Annotated in this window: 16 protein-coding genes; all 16 read left to right on the top strand. The window is 39.9% G+C overall.

All coding sequences use genetic code 11. The annotated features are described in order from the left end of the window. The first annotated feature begins 24 nt into the window (after positions 1-24). Entirely contained in the window at positions 25-1,089 is a 1,065-nt protein-coding gene (locus AC4QJR_RS25365; protein WP_496524604.1) for a BtaManbiosPhlase, read from the top strand. Positions 1,090-1,214: 125 nt separating this feature from the next. Further along, positions 1,215-3,740 (top strand): beta-mannosidase, encoded by a 2,526-nt coding sequence (locus AC4QJR_RS25360; RefSeq protein ID WP_496524603.1) that lies wholly within the window; start codon positions 1,215-1,217, stop codon positions 3,738-3,740. A gap of 30 nt (positions 3,741-3,770) precedes the next feature. Then, positions 3,771-5,000 (top strand): MFS transporter, encoded by a 1,230-nt coding sequence (locus AC4QJR_RS25355; protein ID WP_496524602.1) that lies wholly within the window; start codon positions 3,771-3,773, stop codon positions 4,998-5,000. A 26-nt stretch (positions 5,001-5,026) separates the two neighbouring features. Further along, a complete protein-coding gene (locus AC4QJR_RS25350) occupies positions 5,027-5,899 on the top strand; it encodes an ROK family protein (RefSeq protein WP_496524601.1) in 873 nt (290 codons plus the stop codon). A 20-nt stretch (positions 5,900-5,919) separates the two neighbouring features. Then, a complete protein-coding gene (gene manA / locus AC4QJR_RS25345; protein ID WP_496526744.1) occupies positions 5,920-6,867 on the top strand; it encodes a mannose-6-phosphate isomerase, class I in 948 nt (315 codons plus the stop codon). Between the two features lie 237 nt (positions 6,868-7,104). Next, positions 7,105-7,575 (top strand): PTS sugar transporter subunit IIA, encoded by a 471-nt coding sequence (locus AC4QJR_RS25340; protein ID WP_496524600.1) that lies wholly within the window; start codon positions 7,105-7,107, stop codon positions 7,573-7,575. 18 nt (positions 7,576-7,593) lie between these two features. Next, positions 7,594-7,902 carry a PTS fructose transporter subunit IIB gene (locus AC4QJR_RS25335; protein ID WP_496524599.1) on the top strand — a complete coding sequence of 103 codons (309 nt, stop codon included), beginning with the start codon at positions 7,594-7,596 and terminating at the stop codon, positions 7,900-7,902. A gap of 19 nt (positions 7,903-7,921) precedes the next feature. Next, positions 7,922-8,944 carry a PTS fructose transporter subunit IIC gene (locus AC4QJR_RS25330; protein WP_496524598.1) on the top strand — a complete coding sequence of 341 codons (1,023 nt, stop codon included), beginning with the start codon at positions 7,922-7,924 and terminating at the stop codon, positions 8,942-8,944. Positions 8,945-9,033: 89 nt separating this feature from the next. After that, a complete protein-coding gene (locus tag AC4QJR_RS25325; RefSeq protein WP_496524597.1) occupies positions 9,034-11,670 on the top strand; it encodes a glycoside hydrolase family 38 N-terminal domain-containing protein in 2,637 nt (878 codons plus the stop codon). An 88-nt stretch (positions 11,671-11,758) separates the two neighbouring features. Then, complete coding sequence (locus tag AC4QJR_RS25320; RefSeq protein WP_496524596.1) at positions 11,759-13,150, top strand: C69 family dipeptidase; 1,392 nt, start codon at positions 11,759-11,761, stop codon at positions 13,148-13,150. Between the two features lie 33 nt (positions 13,151-13,183). Beyond that, positions 13,184-15,148, top strand: coding sequence for a BglG family transcription antiterminator (locus tag AC4QJR_RS25315; protein WP_496524595.1), 1,965 nt, complete (start codon positions 13,184-13,186; stop codon positions 15,146-15,148). A gap of 20 nt (positions 15,149-15,168) precedes the next feature. Then, entirely contained in the window at positions 15,169-16,290 is a 1,122-nt protein-coding gene (locus AC4QJR_RS25310) for a glycerate kinase (protein WP_496524594.1), read from the top strand. A gap of 241 nt (positions 16,291-16,531) precedes the next feature. After that, positions 16,532-18,286 (top strand): putative bifunctional diguanylate cyclase/phosphodiesterase, encoded by a 1,755-nt coding sequence (locus AC4QJR_RS25305; RefSeq protein ID WP_496524593.1) that lies wholly within the window; start codon positions 16,532-16,534, stop codon positions 18,284-18,286. A gap of 78 nt (positions 18,287-18,364) precedes the next feature. Further along, complete coding sequence (locus AC4QJR_RS25300; protein ID WP_098573980.1) at positions 18,365-19,168, top strand: prohibitin family protein; 804 nt, start codon at positions 18,365-18,367, stop codon at positions 19,166-19,168. Between the two features lie 214 nt (positions 19,169-19,382). Further along, positions 19,383-20,921, top strand: a complete 1,539-nt coding sequence (locus tag AC4QJR_RS25295; protein WP_496524592.1) for a CehA/McbA family metallohydrolase domain-containing protein — start codon at positions 19,383-19,385, stop codon at positions 20,919-20,921. A gap of 103 nt (positions 20,922-21,024) precedes the next feature. Next, positions 21,025-22,080 carry a HupE/UreJ family protein gene (locus AC4QJR_RS25290; protein WP_496524591.1) on the top strand — a complete coding sequence of 352 codons (1,056 nt, stop codon included), beginning with the start codon at positions 21,025-21,027 and terminating at the stop codon, positions 22,078-22,080. Positions 22,081-22,224: the final 144 nt, after the last annotated feature.

Genomic DNA, 22,224 nt, shown 5'->3' with positions numbered 1-22,224 from the left:
TGATACAACAAAGGAGTCATTAAAATGAATGTTTATAGATTTGAAGAGAACCCTCTAGTTACTCCAGCAGATGTGAAACCGCATCGAGCTGATTTTGAAGTGATCGGTGCTTTTAATGCAGGTGTTACAACGTATAAGGATGAAATTATCATGCTTCTTCGTGTCGCAGAACGACCAATTAGTGAAGACCCGAATATCGTTAAATCGCCTATTTATAATCCTGAAACAAACGAACTTGAGATTTTAGAATTCCGTTTAGATGATCCTGCGTATGACTTCTCTGATCCACGTGTGATTCGAAAAAGCGGGGATGTACATTCATGGGACTATTTAACATCCATCGCCTACTTGCGGATTGCAAGAAGCAAAGATGGCGGCCATCATTTCACCATTGATGAGAATCCTTTAGTTTACCCATCTAATGAGTTAGAAACATTTGGGATAGAGGACCCAAGGATTACTAAAATTGAAGATACTTATTATATCTATTTTAGTGCGGTTTCACCTGTTGGTGTGGGAGAATCGATGGTTTCCACCAAGGACTTCGTAACTACTGAACATCATGGGATGATTTTTGCACCGGAAAATAAAGATGTCTTAATTTTCCCTGAAAAAATTAATGGAAAGTATTACGCACTCCACCGGCCTGTTCCGAAAAGTGTAGGGGAGCCAGAAATGTGGATTGCTGAATCAACTAATCTCGTGCATTGGGGGAATCACAAGCATTTACTAGGTTTACGTGAGGGCATGTGGGATAGCGCTCGTATGGGCGGAGGGGCTGTTCCGTTTAAGACAGAAAAAGGCTGGCTGGAGCTTTATCATGGTGCAACTGAGGATCACCGCTATTGTATGGGAGCAGTTCTACTAGATTTAGAAAATCCCACAAAGGTCATTGCACGCTCCAACCAACCGATTCTTGAGCCTGAAGCAGACTATGAAGTAGAAGGGTTCTTTGGGAATGTAGTCTTTTCATGCGGTGCGGTTGTTGAAGGCGATGTAGTTAAAATGTTTTACGGTGTTGCTGATACATCAATGGCATGTGCGGAATTAAGCTTAAAAGAAATCTTGGATTCATTGACTTATTTATAATTTGAAAAATTAAGTGCCAAAATCCTGAGACTGATTTTGGCCTTTTTATTATGTTTTACGCTACTAGAGGCTTCACTAATAAAACGGTAATACTGTAAGCATTTTTCAATGGCAGGTGACAAACGATGAAAATAAATGATAACTGGAAAATAAAACATTTTGATGTAGGGGCCGCACGTGATCTTGAGGTGGCTGCACCTGAATACATTGATTACTTCTGGATGACAGCATCTGTACCTGGCGATGTTCATTCAACCTTGATTGACCGAAAGTTAATTGAAGATCCTTTTTACGGACACAATGATTTGAAATGTCAATGGGTAGAGGAAAAGGTTTGGTGGTATCGCAATACGTTTGAGTTCAATGGTGATGTTAGTAAAGACCACCGCTATGAGCTGATTTTTGAAGGGTTGGATACATTTGCTACCGTTTATTTAAATGGTGTGGAACTGGGTTCAACGGAGAATATGTATATTAGTCACAGCTTTGAGGTCGTACGGGAGTTGAAGCAAGGGAAAAATGTTTTGGCGGTAAAATTTGATCCCATCCATGTTCATGTGAAGGACAAGGTTCAATATTATTGGTCTGGATTCAGCAAGAAAAGAATCTGGACAAGAAAGGCTCAAAGTCATTATGGCTGGGATTGGGGGCCGCGCTTGGTTGCTGCAGGGATATGGAAGGAAGTTCATTTAGAGAAGAGAACTTTCGCGAAAATCGACTCTGTATTTGCTAAAACGAAATCCATTTCTCATGACAAAGCCATTATCGAGGTCGAAGTGGATATAGCTTCATTTAGAAAAGATAAAGATTATGTGGTCGATGTTACCCTTTCTGATGGGGCAGAAAGTTACTCAGCTAAGGGAAAAGTAGACCGCAAACAAGCAACCGTTGTATTGGAAGTGGAAAATCCGAAGCTATGGTGGACACATGACTTGGGCACGCCTTACCTTTATCAACTAAAGATTGAATTGCTTGCGGATGGTGTGAAAGTGGATGATTATCAAGAAGACTTTGGGATTAGGACCATTGAGGTACTGCGTAAGGATGAAGAGGGTAATCCTTGTTTTACCTTTGTTTTAAATGGAGAAAAGATATTTGCTAAAGGTGCCAATTGGATTCCGATTGATAGCTTTATCGGAGCAGTTCCAAATTCCCGTTACAAGCACTTAATCAAGATGTCCAAAGATGCGAATATGAATATGCTTCGCGTTTGGGGCGGCGGCATCTATGAAAAAGAGGTTTTTTATGACGAGTGTAATCGGCTTGGCATTTTAGTCTGGCAGGATTTCATGTTTTCCTGTGCGCTCTATCCGGATTATAATAAGAACTTTATGGCCAACGTCAAAGAGGAAATCATACATGTGGTCAAACGACTCCGTAATCATCCTTGCTTGGCACTTTGGTGTGGAAACAATGAGAATGATTGGCTGTATGAAGCGTTGTTTTCATCAGGTGAAATCACTCATCCTTTTTACGGTGAAAAAATCTATCATGAATTAATGCCGGAATTACTTGAAGAACTCGACCCAACTCGTCTGTTTTGGCCAAGCTCGCCATTCGGTGGAAATGATCATAATTCAAGAGATCAGGGCGACACGCATAATTGGCAGGTTTGGCACGGGAATATTGAGCCGAGAACGTTTGGTGAGCCGCAAACGGTGAATTACAGCGTCGAAGGGCTCTCATTTAAAAATTTTAAAAATGATACAACCCTCTTCGCAAGTGAATTTGGCATGCATGCTTCTTCTAATCGCTATACATTAGAACGAAATATCCCGAAGGATCAATTTTACTGGGGAAGCGAAGAAATGGCGTACCGGAATAAAGATATCCATCATCCAAAAGGAATCTTGCTGATGGAAGGTTATACAGGGGTTCCAAAGGATTTAGATGAGTATATTGCCTATTCGATGTTAACCCAAGCAGAAGGTTTGAAGTATGGCATCGAACATTATAGGCGCAATAAACCACATACCAGCGGTACGTTATTTTGGCAGTTAAATGACTGCTGGCCAGGGACAAGCTGGTCAGTTATCGACTATTATTTATTACCTAAGGCTTCCTATCATTATGCAAGAAAGTTCTTTAGTCCAGTTCTATTAACGCTTGCACATGAACCAGGTAAGGATATGGCTATTTGGGTGGTAAATGACCGGTTAGAAACCTATGAAGATGAAATTGAACTGGCCGTTTATCAATTTACTGGCGAAAAAGTATTTTCAAAGCAATGGACAGTTTCGATCCCAGCCAATGTTTCGCAGCAAGTAGATGTTGTTTTAGAGCAGGAGGCTCTTAGTGGTCTGCAGCCAGAAGAGGCCGTGATCGTCATTCGCTCCAAAAGGAATAAAACCGATGAAAACTTCTACTATTTCCGCGACCAAAAGGATTTGAGATTGGAAGAGTCTGAAGTAACCGTTTCGATTGACCGCGAGAAAAATGAGTTGACCCTATCCGCGAATCTGCTCACCCGAATGGTCACCATTGAAATGGATATGGAGCAGCTTGTCATCGAGGATAATTTCTTTGATTTACTGCCAAATATGAGCAGAACGATTAAGGTAGAACAGGCTGAGGGGAAAGACGTTCCATGGGAAACCTTGAGAGTGAAGGCTATTAATAGTGTAAAAACAGGAGTGAATAAAGCCTTCTAGGCGGACTCTTCTGCAAAAGGAGATCAAAGAATGCTTCAAATTTTTAAGTCTTTTTCTACGGAATTAAAGTTTTATTTACTGATGAATGCTTTATTTTCCTTTGGCGGCGTTTTGTCTGGTGTGTTTCAAAGTGTTTTCTTATGGAAATTGGATAAAACCTATTCACTGCTAGCTTACTATAGCTTGTATTGGTCCATCGCGATCATCTTTTGTTTTGGCCTTTGCGGATGGCTGGCTAGGAAAACGAGCCCAATGATTACGATGCGTTTAGGATTTGTCTTTTATCTGATTACCTATTTAATTATGCTTCTTTTTCATGACACATTAAGTGAACATATCATGTTGTTAGGATTTTCAAATGGATTAGCAATGAGCCTGTATTATGTCGGCATGCATTTGGCTGTATTAGATTTAACAACCAATGATAATCGGGATCAATTTTTATATGTACAAGGTATTCTATTTACCATTGGAGGTGTGATCGGCCCGGTTCTGTCAGGAATCATCATCTCGCAATTGGAAGGCATGCTGGGGTATTATGTCGTTTTCATTGGAACTTGTCTATTCTTTTTTCTATCCTTTTTAACCTCTCTAAAAGTAAAGGGAAAGCCAATTACAGCAAAAAGTTATTTCTGGGATGTTATCAAGAATCCGTCCAAGGAATGGAAAAGGATGTACAAGGTAATGTTTGCTGATGGGATTGTATCTGGCGTGTACGGGACCTTCTTGATTACGATGATTACCTTCAAAGTAGCGGGCGGAGAATTAAGTTTAGGAGTTTATAATATGGCAGCTGAGTTGATTGCCATTGTTACATTCTATTTGCTTGCTAAGTTCTCTAATCCGAAATATCGTCTCGCCATTTATGCGATCGGTTCGGTAAGTATATTTTTGAGTTCTATATTGTTATCCATCCTTCCGGTCCTTCTATCATTGATTATATTTGGAATTGTCTCGCCATTAGCCCAGAATATGGTTACCACCTCGATGAGTGCTATGATTTATGAAGCGATTGAGAAGGACCCCGAGTACAAGGTCAAGCGTTTGGATTATATCATTATTCGAGAAATTCCACTCGGAGTTGGAAGAATCATAGGAGTATTTTTGTTTTTAGGGATGAGAAAATACTTTGATTTTGACCTGCTTTTACCTGTCTCGTTTAGTCTTTTCCCGATTATCTATGTGATGATGATTCCAACCCTATATTTTATTTGGAGAAAATCCAAAAAGGGATCTATGGGCAGTTATAATGAATTGTAGAAATTTTTATTTGGAGGTATTTCTGTATGTTGGGTGCAATTGAAGCAGGCGGGACAAAGTTTGTGTGTGCTGTTGGCGATGTAAAGGGTAATATTATAGACCGTATTCAGATTCCAACCACTATACCGGCGGAAACGATGCCAAAGGTGGTTGAATTTTTCAATCAATATCCAATAAAGGCAATTGGTGTGGGTTCGTTCGGTCCCATTGATGTGAATCCGGAAAGTGCTGCGTACGGTCATATTACTTCTACGCCGAAGCCGGGGTGGAGGGATTATCCGTTTGTTCAATCATTAAAAGATGCATTTTCCGTGCCGATTGGGTTTAATACAGATGTTAATGCGGCGGCATTGGGAGAGGTTACCTTTGGTGCGGCAAAAGGTTTGGATAGCTGCTTGTATATTACAGTTGGTACTGGAATTGGGGCAGGTGCCATTGTTCAAGGGAAGCTTCTTCAAGGACTTTCGCACCCTGAAATGGGGCATATTCTTGTGAGACGGCATCCAAATGACGAATTTCGAGGGAAGTGCCCTTATCACCATGATTGCTTAGAAGGTCTAGCGGCTGGTCCTGCCATTGAGGAGCGTTGGGGAGTAAAAGGGGATCAGCTTGTCGATCGAATGGAAGTGTGGGACCTAGAAGGATACTATATTGCCCAAGCCCTGATGCAATATGTATTGATTCTTTCGCCGAAAAAAATTATCCTTGGCGGGGGAGTTATGAAGCAAAAGCAAGTGTTTATTTCTGTCTATAAGTATTTAAAGGATTTTGTTAATGAGTATGTGACTTTGCCGGATCTTACTGAATATATTGTCGGTCCTGGTTTAGGTGACAATGCGGGAATTACTGGCTCGCTCATGCTTGCTCATCAAGCATTTCAAGAGGAAAATCAACGATAAACGTACGCCTGGAGGGATTTATCATGCAACCATTATTTCTAAAACCAGTTTTTAAAGAGAGAATTTGGGGCGGCAGCGCCTTACAAACCGAATTTGGGTATGACATTCCAAATGATCAAACAGGGGAGTGCTGGGCGATTTCCGCACATCCTAATGGGCCATCTATTGTGGAAAACGGTCCATATGCGGGTATGGCATTGGACTATTTATACCGTAAACATCCCGAGCTTTTTGGAAACCCGAAGGATGAGGTTTTTCCACTTTTAACGAAAATATTAGATGCGAACATGGATTTATCCGTTCAGGTCCATCCTGAGGATTCTTATGCAAAGGTTCATGAAAATGGGGATCTTGGGAAAACCGAATGCTGGTATATCCTCGATTGTAAAGAAGGAGCCGATATGATTTTCGGCCATAATGCGAAAACAAAAGAAGAATTAATCGAGCAAATTAATGATGGGAAATGGAACGAGCTGCTGCGCAGGGTCAAAATCAAACCAGGCGACTTTTTCTATGTTCCAAGCGGAACCATCCATGCTTTATGTGAAGGAACGTTAGTTTTAGAAACGCAACAAAGTTCTGATACAACGTACCGTGTGTATGATTACGACCGTCGAGATGCAGAAGGAAATTTGCGCGAACTGCATTTAGAAAAAGCAATTGATGTGACAACAGTGCCTCATCAAAATGCTGGGGTTGCTCCTACAGTTCAGGAAGGTGAAAATGTATCGATTACAACGTTTGTGGAGTCAGACTTTTTCTCTGTGTACAAATGGGAGGTAAGCGGAAAAGCTGCTTTCGCATTTCATGATCAATATTTGCTGCTCAGTGTCATTAATGGAGAGGGGACACTTCTTCATAATGGTCAGCCCTATGGATTAAAGAAGGGTTCTCATCTGATCATCCCTGTGGGATTTGGTGAATTTGAAGTAGATGGGCAATGTGAATTGATCGTATCGCATACTTGATTTATCTACATTGGCTAATAATAAAGCGTAAAGATACCGTAAGATGGGGGATCTTTACGCTTTTTTATTTGCCTTTAAAACAAATCTTGTAATCGTTTCCTAAACGATAAGGAAATTTATTAATTTTTATTTTGGCACTAAACTAAGTAAAATTCAAAGTGTAAGAGATAACGTTATCTGCTGTAAGGGTTTCCACAGAGCAATATAAAAAAATTCAACTAGATGGAAGGTGAAGTGTTGGAAATCAAATCATTGATTAATGAAGACTTGATTGAGTTAAACTTGGTTGCTGCAACCCAAAACGAAGTGATTTCTCAATTAACTTCATTATTAGCTAAACAAGGAAGAATTGAATCAGAACTTGCTTTTTTCGAAGGCGTACTTGAAAGAGAATCAGAATTCACGACCGGTTTTGGTAATGGATTTGCCATCCCGCATTGTAAAAGTGATACCGTTAAAACAGCGAGTATCATTATTGGAAAAACAAAAAATGAAATCGACTGGAATTCCTTAGATGATAAACCAGTAACTTTTATTATTATGCTAGCTATACCAGAAACTGAAGGCGGCACTACTCATCTTCAAATTTTAGCAGCACTATCTGGAAAATTAATGGATGATGATTTCCGCGATCAGCTCATGAATGCATCACAGCCAGAACAAATTTTAGACGTATTAGATGAATTAATTACTCAAAAAACAAACTAAGAAAAGGTGGACTTTATCATGAAAATTATCGCAATCACAGCTTGCCCAGCAGGCGTAGCACATACAAATATGGCAGCAGCAGCTTTAGAAATGACAGCAAAAAAGATGGGTCATCAAATTAAGGTAGAAAAGCAAGGCGCAATGGGAATCGAAAATTCTATCTCTGCGAAAGAAGTAGCAGATGCAAATGTTCTGATTTTAGCCGTTGATACAGCAATCGCAAAGTCTGATCGTTTTAATGAAATTCCTACTGTAAAGGTTCCAGTTGCAGAAGCAGTAAAAAACCCACAAGGCCTTATCAATAAAGCTCTTGAACTAGTTAAGTAATAAGGAGGAGAAATCAAATATGAAAAGGTTTCTTGAAGAAGCTAAAACACATTTAATGACTGGTGTTTCATATATGTTACCGTTTGTTGTTGCTGGGGGGCTGCTCCTAACTATTGGCTTACTCTTAGGCGGCGGCGAACAAGAAACTGGTTTTGCCAAACAAACGGTTAAAGCAGGGGTATTAATTTTCTCCCTAATGGTTCCCGTAATGGCAGGTTACATGTCTTACTCAATTGCAGATCGACCGGGTATTGCTCCAGGTATGGTTGGCGGTTTGATTGCGCATGAAATTGGCGCAGGATTTTTAGGAGGAATTGTTGCAGGTTTCCTTGCTGGTTATATTGTTAATTTTATTAAGAAGCTTCCAATGCACCCTTATATTGCTGCTCTTAAACCAATTATTGTTATTCCGTTATTAGGTGTAGGAATTGTTTCGTTATTAATGTATATCATTGGTCAGCCAATTGCCTTTGCTTCTAAAGGGTTAGAAGCTTGGTTAACATCAATGAGCGGTGGAAATTTAGCCTTACTTGGATTGATTATTGGTGCGATGATGGCATTTGATATGGGAGGACCGATTAATAAAGTAGCATTTGCCTTCTGTGTCGGAATGTTAAATGAAGGCGTATATGGTCCAATGGCCGCATGTTGGATTGGAATTATGACCCCGCCAATCGGACTTGCCCTTGCAACAAGACTTGCTCCTAAGAAATTCACAGCGGGAGAAAGACAAAGTGCCCTTCCTACTACAATCATGGGAGCGACTGGGATAACCGAAGGAGCGATTCCATTTGCCGTAGGTGCTCCGCTTCAAGTCATTCCATCGATTGTGGTTGGATCAGCAGTTGGCGGCGCATTAGCGATGGCTCTTGGTGCAGCTGCTCCAGTTCCAAGTGGTGGAGTATTCGTTATTCCCTTCTTTATTAAACCACTTATGTTCTTGCTTGCCTTTGCTGCAGGGATCATTACAACCGCATTAATGACGGTATTATTAAAGAAGAATATAGAAGAAGAAGTAGCATACACGCAAGAAGCAGTATAAAGATTATAGATTGCATGAGAATGGGGGGACTTTTTAAGGACCCTCATCTTCTTTATAGAGTAAAAATTTTTGGTATGGAGGCTTTTACAATGAATTTTCATGTCATATCACATACCCATTGGGATCGAGAGTGGCACCAAACCTATCAACAATATCGCGTCAAGTTAGTCAAGTTTATGGATGAATTAATTGAACTATTAGAAACATGTCCGGCCTACTCTTCCTTTTTGCTAGATGGACAAACGATTGTATTAGAGGATTATTTAGAAATTAAACCGAGGAATCGGGATAGATTAAAGAGACTTATCCAAGAGGGGCGCATTGTCATTGGTCCTTGGTATATTCAGCCGGACGAGTTTACCCCAAGCGGTGAATCGCTTGTTCGAAATTTGTTAATCGGCCAGCAGGTTGGTAATGAATTCGGTCCTTCAATGCAAATTGGTTATTTGCCAGATTCCTTTGGCCAAGCAGCGCAAATTCCCCAAGTGCTAAAAGGATTTGGGATTGATCATGCCCTATTTTGGCGTGGGATTACGAATGAAGAAACAGAAAAAACAGATTTCTGGTGGGTAGGACCTGATGGTTCAAAGGTACTCACGACACATCTTCCATTAGGATATGGGAATGGCCGCATGCTTTCAACCGATTTAGAAAAGAATTTAGAAATCATCGAAGAAAACCACACAAGCTTAAAAGATATGGCTGCTACACCAAATATGTTACTGATGTGTGGGTTTGATCAACGAAGTGCCAATAAAGATTTACCTGAAACCATTGATGAGTTAAATAAGCATTACACCGAACATGGAAGTGACTTCGAAGTAAGGCTTAGCCGTTTGCAGGATTATTTTGAAGGACTTTCGCATGAATCCGAAAAACTAGAGGAACTTTCGGGTGAATTTAGAAAGGGCAAAAATATGCGCGTGCATGTGAGTATCGCGTCTACTCGGTTAGATTTGAAGAAGAAAAATTTTGAAGTTCAAACCTTATTTGAAAGATATGCTGAGCCTTTAAGCTCCCTTTCATTCTTAGCGGGACATCAGTATGATAATGATGTCATCAATAAAGGGTGGAAATACATGCTGCAAAATCATGCACATGATTCCATTTGTAATGTTTGTACCGATGATACTCATCAAGAAATGGATATGAGATATGAATTTGCTAAACAAATTGGCCAGTCCATTCAAAAAACAGCAATAGAAGATTTGCTTGGCAACATTAAGTTCGATGAGAACAAGGGGATGCCACTAGTCGTCGTTAATACACTGGGTCAAACAAGAAAAAACATCGCCGAAGCAACGCTGCATTTAACTTCTAAAGAATTCATGATCGTTGATCCTAATGGAATTGAAGTACCTTATCAAGTAATGAAAACAAAAGAAGAAAATTTAAATGATAAACTGATTGAAATTGGTGTAAAAAATGAGGATCAGTTTGTTTTTACGACAAAGATTAAATTTGTAGCGGCTGTGGATGGCTTTGGCTATAACACTTATTACGTAAAAGAAAAAGCACCAATGTGTAATACGTTTGCTGATGTGTATCAAAATGGGACCTTTGAAAATGAGTTTGTCGATGTGAAAATCGAAAAAAATGGTTCATTAACAATAAAAGAAAGAAAAACGGGTGCTATTTTTGAAGGATTAAATGTCTATGAAGAAGGTGGAAATGCCGGTGATGAATATGATTTCTCTCCACCTAGAGAAGATCAAATCATTACTACAAAGGAAGCAGCACCTGATATAGATGTTGTTCATAACGGACCTATCTTTGCAACCGTTAAGATTACCTATCGGTTGGAATTCCCTGAAGATACAGATGTTAATCGTCGTTCAGCTGAAAAGAAAGTTTCATCAATTGAGTCTTATGTAACAGTTAATCGCTTTGAAGATCGGGTTGATATTAAAACAGTGATCGATAATACGGTTAAAAATCACCGAATTCGTGTATTATTTGATACAGGAATCAAAACGAATACACATATTGCTGATCAACAGTTTGGTACCATTCGTCGGGATAACTATTTAGAGCAGGTTGAATACTGGGAAAAAGAAAATTGGGAAGAAAAGTATTATCCGATTTATCCGCAGCAGAAATTTGTCGATGTTTCAGATGCTCAAAAAGGTATTTCTATTCTAAATAAAGGCTTACCGCAATATGAGATATTACATGGGGAAACACCAACCGTTGCGCTATCGTTACTAGCTGGTACCGATTATATGGGGAAACAAGATTTAGTGGATCGACCTGGAAGACGCTCAGGTCTTCATGTAGAAACCCCAGATAGTCTCTTATTCGGAAGACACGAAATGGATTATTCGATTATTGTCCATCCAGGTAATGAGATAGATGGCAGCATTGGAATAAAAGCAAACGAATTCACAACGCCATTTGTGACAGTTCCGGTTTCAGTTAAGATGGGCGAGGGTTTGCTCGCTGACAATTGTATGTATTTTCGTGTTGATGGAAAAGACCTAGCCCTGAGTGCAGTGAAAAAATGTGAAGAAGATAATAGTCTTATCGTAAGAATTTATAATACAACCAATCAACCTATTGATTCTGCCAAGGTAGAGGTCAATCAAGAACTCTTCAAAGCTATTAAACTAGTGGATTTAAACGAGATCCCTATGAATGAAAAAGATGATCGCATTCAATTTACCAACAATGAAATTCAATTAAAAGATATTCGTCCGAACGAAATCTTAAGCTTTAAATTATTTTAGAAAGAAAGGAGATACCCAGAGATTAGAGTGATAAAGTCAACTCTGTTTAGGGGTGTCTCTTTCTTGTGATAACTGGGGGGATTTTAAAATGTGTGATAACTTAGTCGTTTTACCAGATTCCACAAGTCAATCTCGGATGCTTGTGGCGAAGAATAGCGATCGACCTGCTTACGAAAGTCAGCCTCTCGTGTATAATCACCAGCAGGCCTATGAAATGGGCGAAAAATTAAAATTAGCTTATGTAGAGATTCCTCAAGCAGCGAAAACATGGTTAACAATCGGCTCGTCACCATTTTGGTGCTGGGGCTATGAGCAGGGCATCAATGAACATGGTGTTGCAATCGGGAATGAAGCTATTTTTACAAAAGATTTGAAAGAAAGTGCAGCAAATCCTGAAAAACAAAAAGGGATTTTAGGCATGGAGCTTGTTCGGCTTGGCCTAGAAAGAGGTAAAACTGCACAAGAAGCGTTAGAAGTGATTACGAAGTTAATCGAAGAGTATGGCCAATGGGGCAGTGCGGTCGTGGGCGAGGAGAAGCCTTACAATAATTCGTTCATCATTGCTGATTCCAGAGAAGCGTGGGTTCTTGAAACTGTGGACCATCATTGGGCAGCAAGGAAAATTCAAAATAAATTCCATTCGATTTCGAATGAAATGAGCATTCGGGGTGAGTGGGATTTAACTAGTGAAGGATTTATGGAAAAAGCGATAGAATCAGGATGGGCAAGTGGCGCTGAGGAGTTTGATGCAGCATTTTCTTATACAGACTTTACGAACTCGCTTCAGGTCTCGCATATCCGTGTTCAGCGTACGAAACAATTGCTGGGTGAAAAAGTGGGACAGATTGATGTTTCATGGTTGAAAAGAATCTTACGCGATCATTATGAAGATACCTTTTTAGAAGGGCCATTTTTTAATGCTGCATTACCAGATTTTCAAACGATTTGTATGCACTCGTCTCCTGCCAATTTTACATGGGGAATTACAGCATCATCAACGATTTTTGAGCTTCCAGAAGATGAGTGGCATTTTCCGCTGATTTGGTGGTCGCCTGCCACTCCATGTACCGGGCTCTATCTGCCCATTTTCATGTGTGAGCAGGAGTTTCCAACGCTGCTTTCTCAGGCTGGAACGGTGAAAGTGAAGACGGCCGACCCTGCCCAATCACAACATGATCAATCGGCGACCGGGTCGTATTGGTGGATGTTCCGGGATTTACTTGATGAATTAAAAGGGAATGAAAATGGAACGTTATTTAATAACAATCAGGAAATTGCTAGAAAAACGTTCGATCAGTTAGAACAGAAATGGTTACTTTTAATTCGTGACATTGAAGAAAGAGCGGCCGTACTGAATAAGGCAGGGAAACGTAAAGAAGCCATTGCACTTGTTACGACCTTTTCTAATGAATGTTTAAAGGAAGCGTTGGAAGCGGTTGAAAAAATTCGAAATCAATTCAACGTTACCGTTTTATCATAAAAAGTTTTTACTTGTTTAGCAGGAGGGTATGAGATGTTTGTTGTAAACAGCCGTCTTAAGTCATTGATAAAAGAATTGCTCTCACATAAGGAACCTGTGACAAGTGAATATTTGGCTAAGGTAATCGGTGTTACGTCTCGAACAATCAGAAATGATATAAAGACATTGAATCTTGAATTTAAAAAAATCGGTGTCCAAATCGAAGCGAATAGGGGTGTTGGGTACTTTATTGATCCAACACTTGGACAATCGGTTACGGAATTAATTGAAGAGGTGTTTATGCTTCAGGAAGAGGAACAAGGTCATTCGCCTGTCCTTCCAGAGGAACGAGTCTTGTATATTTTAAAAAGTATTATTAAGGCGGACGATTTTATTGCTGCCGAGCAGCTTGCGAATGAATTATTTGTGAGTAAATCTACAGTTGATAATGATTTGAAACAAGTTGAGAAGCTTTTAGAAAAATACGATTTAACCTTATATAAGAAGCAAAACTACGGACTTAAATTAATCGGTAACGAGATGAATATTCGTTTTTGCTTGTCTGAAAGTTTGGCGAATATGAGAAATGAACAAGTTCAGCATGAAAATGAGATTATCTCTGATGTAAATGTAGAAGTCATTAAGACCATCACCACAAAGCATATTAGTGAGCTGCCATTCCGTATGGCAGACCTTCCACTAAATAATTTAGTGATGCATATTGCGATTGCCATCCAGAGAATTAAAAGAGGTAAGAACATTGAAGTCGGTACAATCGAGCTTGAACAACTAGTAAATCAGGTTGAATATACGGTAGCGAAAAAAATTGTTGATTCTCTTGAAGGGGAATTTTCGATAAAAATACCTAGAGGTGAAGTTGCCTATATCGCCATTCATTTACTTGGAGCCAAACATTTCGAAGATAAGAATTTACAAGAAAATGACTTTGTTGAGTTGGTAGGAGAGGGTCACTATCAATTAGTGGTTGATATTCTTTCTGAAATTAATAGGGTGTATCGTATTGACTTGCGGGAAGATCGAGAACTCATTTATGGATTAGGGCTTCATTTGCGTTCAGCGATTAATCGTTTAAAATATCGCATGAACCTGCGAAATCCTTTATTAAAAGAGATAAAAAATAATTATCCATTTTCTTTTGAGTTAGGGATTCTTGCAGCGGAAATTATCCAGAAAAACAGCGATCTCCTAGTTAATGAAGATGAAATGGGATATATTGCGATCCATTTGGAAGCAGCTGTAGAGCGGATGAAGACCAAAAAGCGGCGTGAAGTAAGAAGAGTAGCCATCGTCTGTGCTTCTGGATTAGGAACAGCAAAGCTATTAGCGGCAAGTATAGAGAGTAAATTCCCTGGAATCGCTATTGTGGGTACGTATCCATCCTATTCTATTAAGAATATCAAAAAGGAAGCGGCCGATTTAATCCTAAGTACGATTCCAGTACATGAAGAAAGTCCGATTCCAATTCTTCATATTAATACAATGTTAACGGAAAAAGATGTTGAAAAAGTGAAAGAACATATTTCAAGCAAGTATCTTAATGAGGATAAAAATAAATCATTAATAAAGCTTCAAAATCTCTTTAGTGATGATCTATTCTTTAATGAAATTGATAAGAAAAGTCCAATTGAAATTATAAAATCCTTAACGACGATTCTAAATATTAAAGGATATGTTGATGATTCTTTTCAATCCTCTGTACTGGAGCGGGAAGAAATCTCCCCCACATCGATTGGTAATCTTGTAGCTATTCCTCACCCTTTAAAACCCAATGCGTTAGGGTCCTGTATCGCAATTGGGATTTTAAAGAAACCAGTAAAATGGGGAGAGCATTTAGTTCAGTTGGTCCTATTACTGGCATTGAATGAAAAGGATAAAGAGGAATTTAGCCACCTTTTTAACCACATCTGGCAGTTAGTACAAAATAAAAAATTAGTGGATGAGCTTTGCTCAAAAGAGAATTTTGCCGATTTTATCGATCAATTTTACTCATTAAAATAAGGGAGAAGGAATGAAACCCTATGAAAGTAGTTATCGCACCAGATTCTTTTAAGGAGAGCCTATCTGCTTCAGAAGTTGCCAATGCAATTGAAGAAGGCTTTAGGAAAATCTTTCCTCAAGCTGATTTTGTAAAGGTCCCTATGGCAGATGGGGGAGAAGGCCTTGTTCAATCCTTGGTTGATTCACTAGATGGACGCATGATCCACCAAGTAGTTACCGGCCCGCTGGGAAATAAAGTGAATGGTTTCTTTGGATTAATTCATAACGGAAAAACGGCAGTTATCGAAATGGCTGCTGCTTCTGGATTACATTTGGTGCCCAAAGAGGACAGAAATCCGCTTCACACAACCACATATGGTGTGGGAGAATTAATATTAGCCGCCCTCGAATACAAGGTACAGAAAATAATTTTGGGAATCGGGGGAAGTGCCACCAATGATGGTGGAGCAGGGATGGCTCAGGCTTTAGGAGTTAAATTACTCGATGGTGACAGACATGAAATTGGCTTTGGCGGTGGAGCATTAGCTCATTTGCAATCTATTAGTATAGAAGGTTTAGACTCACGTTTGTCTGAAGTGTCTTTCGAGGTTGCTTGTGATGTCGAGAATCCTTTACTTGGAACTGCTGGTGCCTCTGCCGTTTTTGGTCCGCAAAAAGGAGCGACAGAAGAAATGGTTGTGATCCTTGACCAGAATCTAGCTCATTTTGCAAGAATTATAGAAAGGGATTTAGGAAAGCGTGTGAGTGACATTCCAGGGGCAGGGGCTGCAGGAGGCCTAGGTGCAGGTTTATTAGCTTTTCTTCCTTGCCAGTTGAAAAAGGGAATACAGATTGTGGTTGAGGCTACTCGTTTGGAGGACCATATTCGTGATGCGTCCCTTGTCATAACAGGAGAAGGAAAAATAGATAATCAAACCATCTACGGAAAAACACCGATTGGTGTAGCTAATGTAGCCAAAAAACATGAAGTTCGTGTGATTGGGGTAGCAGGTTCCCTTGGTGATGGCTATGATGCTGTTCATGAGTGTGGAATAGATGCCGTTTTCAGCATTGTACCAGGAGTGACATCACTAGAACATGCCCTTAAAAATGCCTATCCTAATATTGTTAATACGGTAAGAAATATTGCAAGCATTATGTAAAAGAGGGCAGGGACTATGAATCCGGCTTTCAATCTATTTATGAGTGGATGTCCTTCATTCCAATGATAAACCTTCTATCGACTAATAAAGCGTAAAGATTCCATGATAAGGGTCTTTACGCTTTTTGTTTTTTGTCAAAAAAACGCCATAATCCAGTGACATTTGAAGCATTCAAATTCCGATATTTCCTTTAAGATATACAATATACAGATTATTTCATAAACCATAGAGAGGAGCCCCTATGAGAAATCAATCCTTAAAGTCCGATGTAAGTTTGTTTATTCAACCCTTCAAATCCGTGCTGCTCAATCTCCCAGTGCCTTTGAGCCATCCATTTTATGAATTGAGCAATTGGGATCATATTTTTAACGAAATTGATATTTGTTTATGGTCTATTGATGCCAAGACGATGGAGACCCTTCAAATATCCTCAGCCTGCCAGCGTATTTTGGGTTATTCCGAGGAAGAATTTATCCAGAATCCTTATTTGTGGATGGAGATCATCCATCCGCAAGATAAAACTGTCGTCCTATCGCAGCTGGCTTTATTGGAGAAGGGGCAGTCTATTAAACTTGAATATCGGATTCGCACCGTTAATGGGATGGAGAAGTGGGTTTTTGATTATATCGTTCCCATTTTTGAGGAGCCGGCAGTTGGTCCTGTGAGATTTGATCGTGTTGTGATGGATATTAATCAGCGGAAAAGAAACGAAGCAGAATTAACCTATTTAGCCTTTCATGATCCATTAACAGGGCTGCCAAATCGAAGAAAATTTGATGAACAGCTTTGTAGCGCCATTATTGAGGCGAAGCGAAATCACCGGTTTGCAGGGATCTTATTCATTGATATTGATCGGTTCAAGGATATCAATGATTCACTGGGGCACAAAATGGGTGATCGATTGATTAAAATCATCGCGAATCGCTTAAAGAGTCATATACGTGCGGAAGATGTCATTTCACGCCAGGGTGGAGATGAATTTGTCATTCTATTAAAAAACCTGCCGAACGGCCAAGTGGTTGATGAAATTGCCGCAAAAATAAGCCAAGTGGTTGCGGAGCCAATTAAGCTGAATGAACATGAGTACAGGATAAGTGTCAGTATCGGGACAAGTATTTATCCCGACCATGGAAAAGATGGCGATGTGCTTATGATGAGAGCCGATCAGGCGATGTATCTGGCTAAGGAGAATAAGACGGGCATTCAGCAATATCAACTGGGCATGGCAACGAGTCTGTCACGAAAAATGCTCCTGGAACAACATCTTCATCAGGCGATTGAAAAAAATGAGTTGTATTTAGAATATCAGCCCATTTTTGATATATATACCAAGAAAGCTATCGGTTTGGAAGCACTCCTCCGTTGGGAACATCCTGTATTGGGAAGCATTTCACCAGGTGAATTTATCCAGATTGCAGAGGAATCCGATCTGATTATTAAACTGAGCAATTGGGTTTTGGCAGCGGTCTGCAGCCAGCGCCGGTTATGGATAGATAGGAATTTACCGCCTTTTTATATCTCCATTAATGTTCCTGCTCGGCAAATTAATCAGGAGGATTTCATTGAAACGATTAAAGATTCAATAGAAAGATATGACTTACCACCTGAATTAATAAAAATTGAAATAACCGAAAGAACGGCGATGACCAATGTCGAGAGAACGTTGAAAACCATTCAAGAATTGCAAGAATATGGGGTTGATATCATTCTTGATGATTTTGGGATTGGTTATTCCTCCATAAGTTATCTTGTTCAATATCCTTTTAATACGATCAAGATTGATAAATCGTTTATCCAGGGTTTGGATCATAAAAACCAGAAGTCTGTTTGCCGAGCATTAGTGGCCATGGGCAAAAACCTGGGGATGAATGTGGTCGCTGAAGGTGTCGAGAACATGGAGCAATACCATTATCTATGCAGCATCGGCTGCAATAAAATGCAAGGTTACTATTTTAGCAGGCCCACTTCTGTTGAGTTGGTGGAGAAGTTTTTCTAAGTGCGGATAGTCTAAGTGTATTCCTCTGTATAAATCTGGAACTTTTTTCATAAAGTGATTTAAAGGGGGGTGATCAGAATGAACTATACGAAATCGATAATTAGCGGACTTGTTGCGCTGGTGATTATCGTAGTTGGCTTTTTTTCTGGTACTACCGTGGATTCTGGATACCGAGGGGTATTGTTACAATTAGGGGCCGTTAAACCGACAATTTTAACCGAGGGATTTCATTTTAAGATTCCGTTCATTCAAACTGTACAGCCGATTGAAGTTCGGGTTCAAAAAGAAGAAAGTTCACAGACAGCGGCCTCTAAGGATCTGCAAATGGTTACCGCAATGGTGGCTGTCAACTATTCGGCTGACCCGGAAGCCGTGAATAAGCTTTATCAGGAAATCGGCTTGGATTATCGTACCCGGATCGTTGACCCAGCAATTGCGGAATCACTCAAGGCGATTACTGCCCAGTACACCGCCGAAGAACTAATCTCGAAACGGCCGGAAGTATCGGCGAAGGTGAAGGATATGCTAGCTGGTAAATTAACAAAATACTATATGATTCTAGAAGATATTAATATCAAGGAATTCGCGTTTAGTGATGAATTCAATAAAGCGATTGAATCGAAACAAACCGCCGAACAAAATGCATTACGGGCAAAAAGAGATCTCGAACGAGTGAAAATCGAGGCTGAGCAGAAAGTGGCTCAAGCGGGTGCAGAAGCGGAAGCATTGCGACTGAAAAAACAAGAAGTAACCGAGGCGTTGATTCAATTAAAACAAATCGAAGTCCAAGAAAAGGCGTTAGAAAAATGGGATGGTCACCTGCCAAGTGTCACAGGCGGAGCTACGCCATTTATTGATGTGGAGGGACTTTCGAAAAAATAAGCGGCTACTTGGGGTATTGAAATAGAAAAAGGTTGATAGCGGCGGCTCTCAATCTGTGGAGAGCATTAAGCTCTATTTTTTTTGTGGTTAATTATTTTTTTATAATTCTAAACTTTACATTAGATTAACGCTGACTTTACTAAACCTACATATCCCCTTAACAATCCTAGTTTACTATTTTAATTGTGAATAAATCTTAGGGGGAATTGGAAGTATGAAATCACGATTTAAAAAGAAAGCCATACCTTTATTAGCAACAACAGTTCTTGCCACCACTGCTTTGACAACGCAAACGGTCTTTCATGATGGCGGTAATCAAAACGCTAAAGCACAATCATTGTCCAAAGAAGAAGTGAAAAAGAATGGCGCATCATGGCTTGCGGGTGACCACCATGTACATAGTGAATGGAGTGTTGGCTGGGACAATTCTACCAACCCTCCTACTGCCATACGGGGCGGCGATGCCATTTATCCAATAGTGAAAAATGCAGAAAATGCTAAGAAATATGGACTTGATTGGGTAATGACAACAGATCATGGTGGTCCTAACCATTCCAAGGTCAACTTAGAGCAAGCGTACCCTGAATTATTAAAATCCCGTGAAGCTGTTCCTGATCTTCTTCAATTCTACGGAATGGAATTAGACACACCCGGAGCAGACCACAGCACTCTAATGATCCCAAAAGGTGAAAATGAATCCCAAGTTCTATATGACCTTGAAAGCAAGTTTAATTCTCGTGAGGCTTATCCAACTGACTCAAGCCGAAACACTGAATCCAAAATGATTGAAGCTCTTAACTATATGAAGCAAATGGACGAACTTCCAATTTCGATCGCACATCATCCATCTCGTTCAGCGACAGGTGTTGGTGTATGGGGACAAGATACTCCGCAAGAGTTCCGTAATTGGAATGATACTGCACCAAATATCTCTATTGGTATGGAGGGTGCTCCTGGTCACCAAGCAGGTGCGATTAATCCAGATGGCTCTCTTGACCCTAAAGGATCTCGTGGTAGTTACTCAAACGCAAACGCGCCAACAATGGGTGGATTTGATCAAATGTCTGCTATCGTTGGTGGTTTATGGGATTCGATGTTAGGCGAAGGAAGACACTGGTGGATTACTGCCACATCAGACTCCCATGTGAACTGGCGTGATGGAGGAAGTGACTTCTGGCCTGGTGAATATTCTAAAACCTATGTAAAAGCAGAGAAAAATTATGAGGATGTAATGGAAAACCTTCGTAAAGGTAATGTATTTGTTACAACGGGTGACCTGATCTCAGAACTGGATGTGAAAGTACAAGCAGGCGGCAAATCACCATTGCATGCAGCGGCAAAAGGTAATACAGCGACAATCGGTGAAACACTTACACTTCCAAGTAAGAAAACGGATGTCACAGTCACCGTTCGGATCAAAGATCCCAACGCTGCGAACTCTCATGGTGATAAGCCAAATGTTCAACGTGTTGACTTAATCATGGGAGAAGTGAATGGAAAAGTGGCAGACCGCTCAGCAGCTTCTAACCCGACAACAAAAGTCGTAAAGCGTTTCACAGAAAGTGACTGGAAAAAAGACGGTGAATACATCATCATTACTCATACGTTAAAAGATGTGGAAAAAGATAGCTATATTCGTTTACGTGGTACTAACACTGACCAGTTGGAACCAGTCGCCGATCCTAAAGGGGAAAATCCTTGGAATGATCTTTGGTTCTATTCAAACCCAATTTTCGTCAAATCTAGTAAATAATTTATGAAATGAATAGAGTCGAGACGAGGGGTCTATATGCTCCTCGTCTTTCCATTATCTTGGTCGAGACATGGAAATTAACAAAGGAATGGAAGTGGATATAATGAAAAAGATACTGCTCCCTTTATTGCTCATTTTTCTAGCATTAGGTTCTTTACACCCTTATTCAGCTTATGCACATACAAATAACAGTGAAGGTTTTTCCACCATTCAGGTCAAGGATAAAACGCTGGGATATGAATTGAAACTTGATTTGGAAGAGCTGGGACATGCCCTTAATACAGCAACAGAAGATAAGGCAATTATTAACCAAAAGGTCCTGCAAAATTATATAAATTCGCATATAAAAATTTATGCGGACAGCGGACTAGTTGCGGGCAGCGTGTTAAAAACAGAGATAGAAATAATTAAGGAGCGTCCGTTTGCGGTAATTAATTTGGCTTATCAAATCGGGCATAAGCCTGAAAAACTAGTGGTTGAATATAATATGTTTATGGATGATTCCGACCCAAGTCATGCGAACTATGCAACTATTAAAATGGACGGGAAACAACAAGAAAAGATTCTTTCATTTGAATCAAGAGAAGTAGAAATTGGTGAAATCAGCTTCTTGCAAAATGTGAAACAATTTGTAGTTCTTGGTTTAAAACATATTTTCACAGGTTATGACCATATCCTATTTGTGATTACCTTGCTTTTTGGGGCAAAAACGATTCGTCATATTCTGTCTTTAGTTACAGCCTTTACCATTGCACATAGTATCACTTTGGCTCTGGCCACTTTTGATATTGTTCATCTTCCAAGCAGATTTGTGGAATCGGCTATTGCTCTAAGTATTATTTATGTGGCACTCATCAATATTTTTAACCAGGACTCAAAACACCAGCCGTGGCTAGCTTTTGGCTTCGGATTGATTCACGGATTTGGTTTTGCAGGAATCCTTTCAGAAATGAAATTAGATACGAATCACATGGCTGCGTCCCTCGTATCTTTTAATATGGGTATTGAGATCGGGCAGTTGTTGATTGTTTCCGTAACGTTTCCAATCATTTTGTGGATTAGGAAGTTAAAGTTAAAACCGGTAGGCTGGGTGATTCCAGGAACGTCTGCTGCCATCTTAGCGTTCGGACTTGTATGGTTTATTCAAAGAGCTTTTTAAATATGCTAGTAATAACTAGCACCTGTAGTTCTTATTTGTTAATATATTCTTATAAAATTGACTCTGTTAAAATTGCCTGTTGATTTCCGTTCCAGGCACTTCGCTTTCCGCGGGCAGCTAATGACTCCTACCAGAAAAAATTGG

Source organism: Neobacillus sp. BP17, from assembly GCF_059579525.1.
This window is presented reverse-complemented; position numbering and strand designations above follow the sequence as displayed.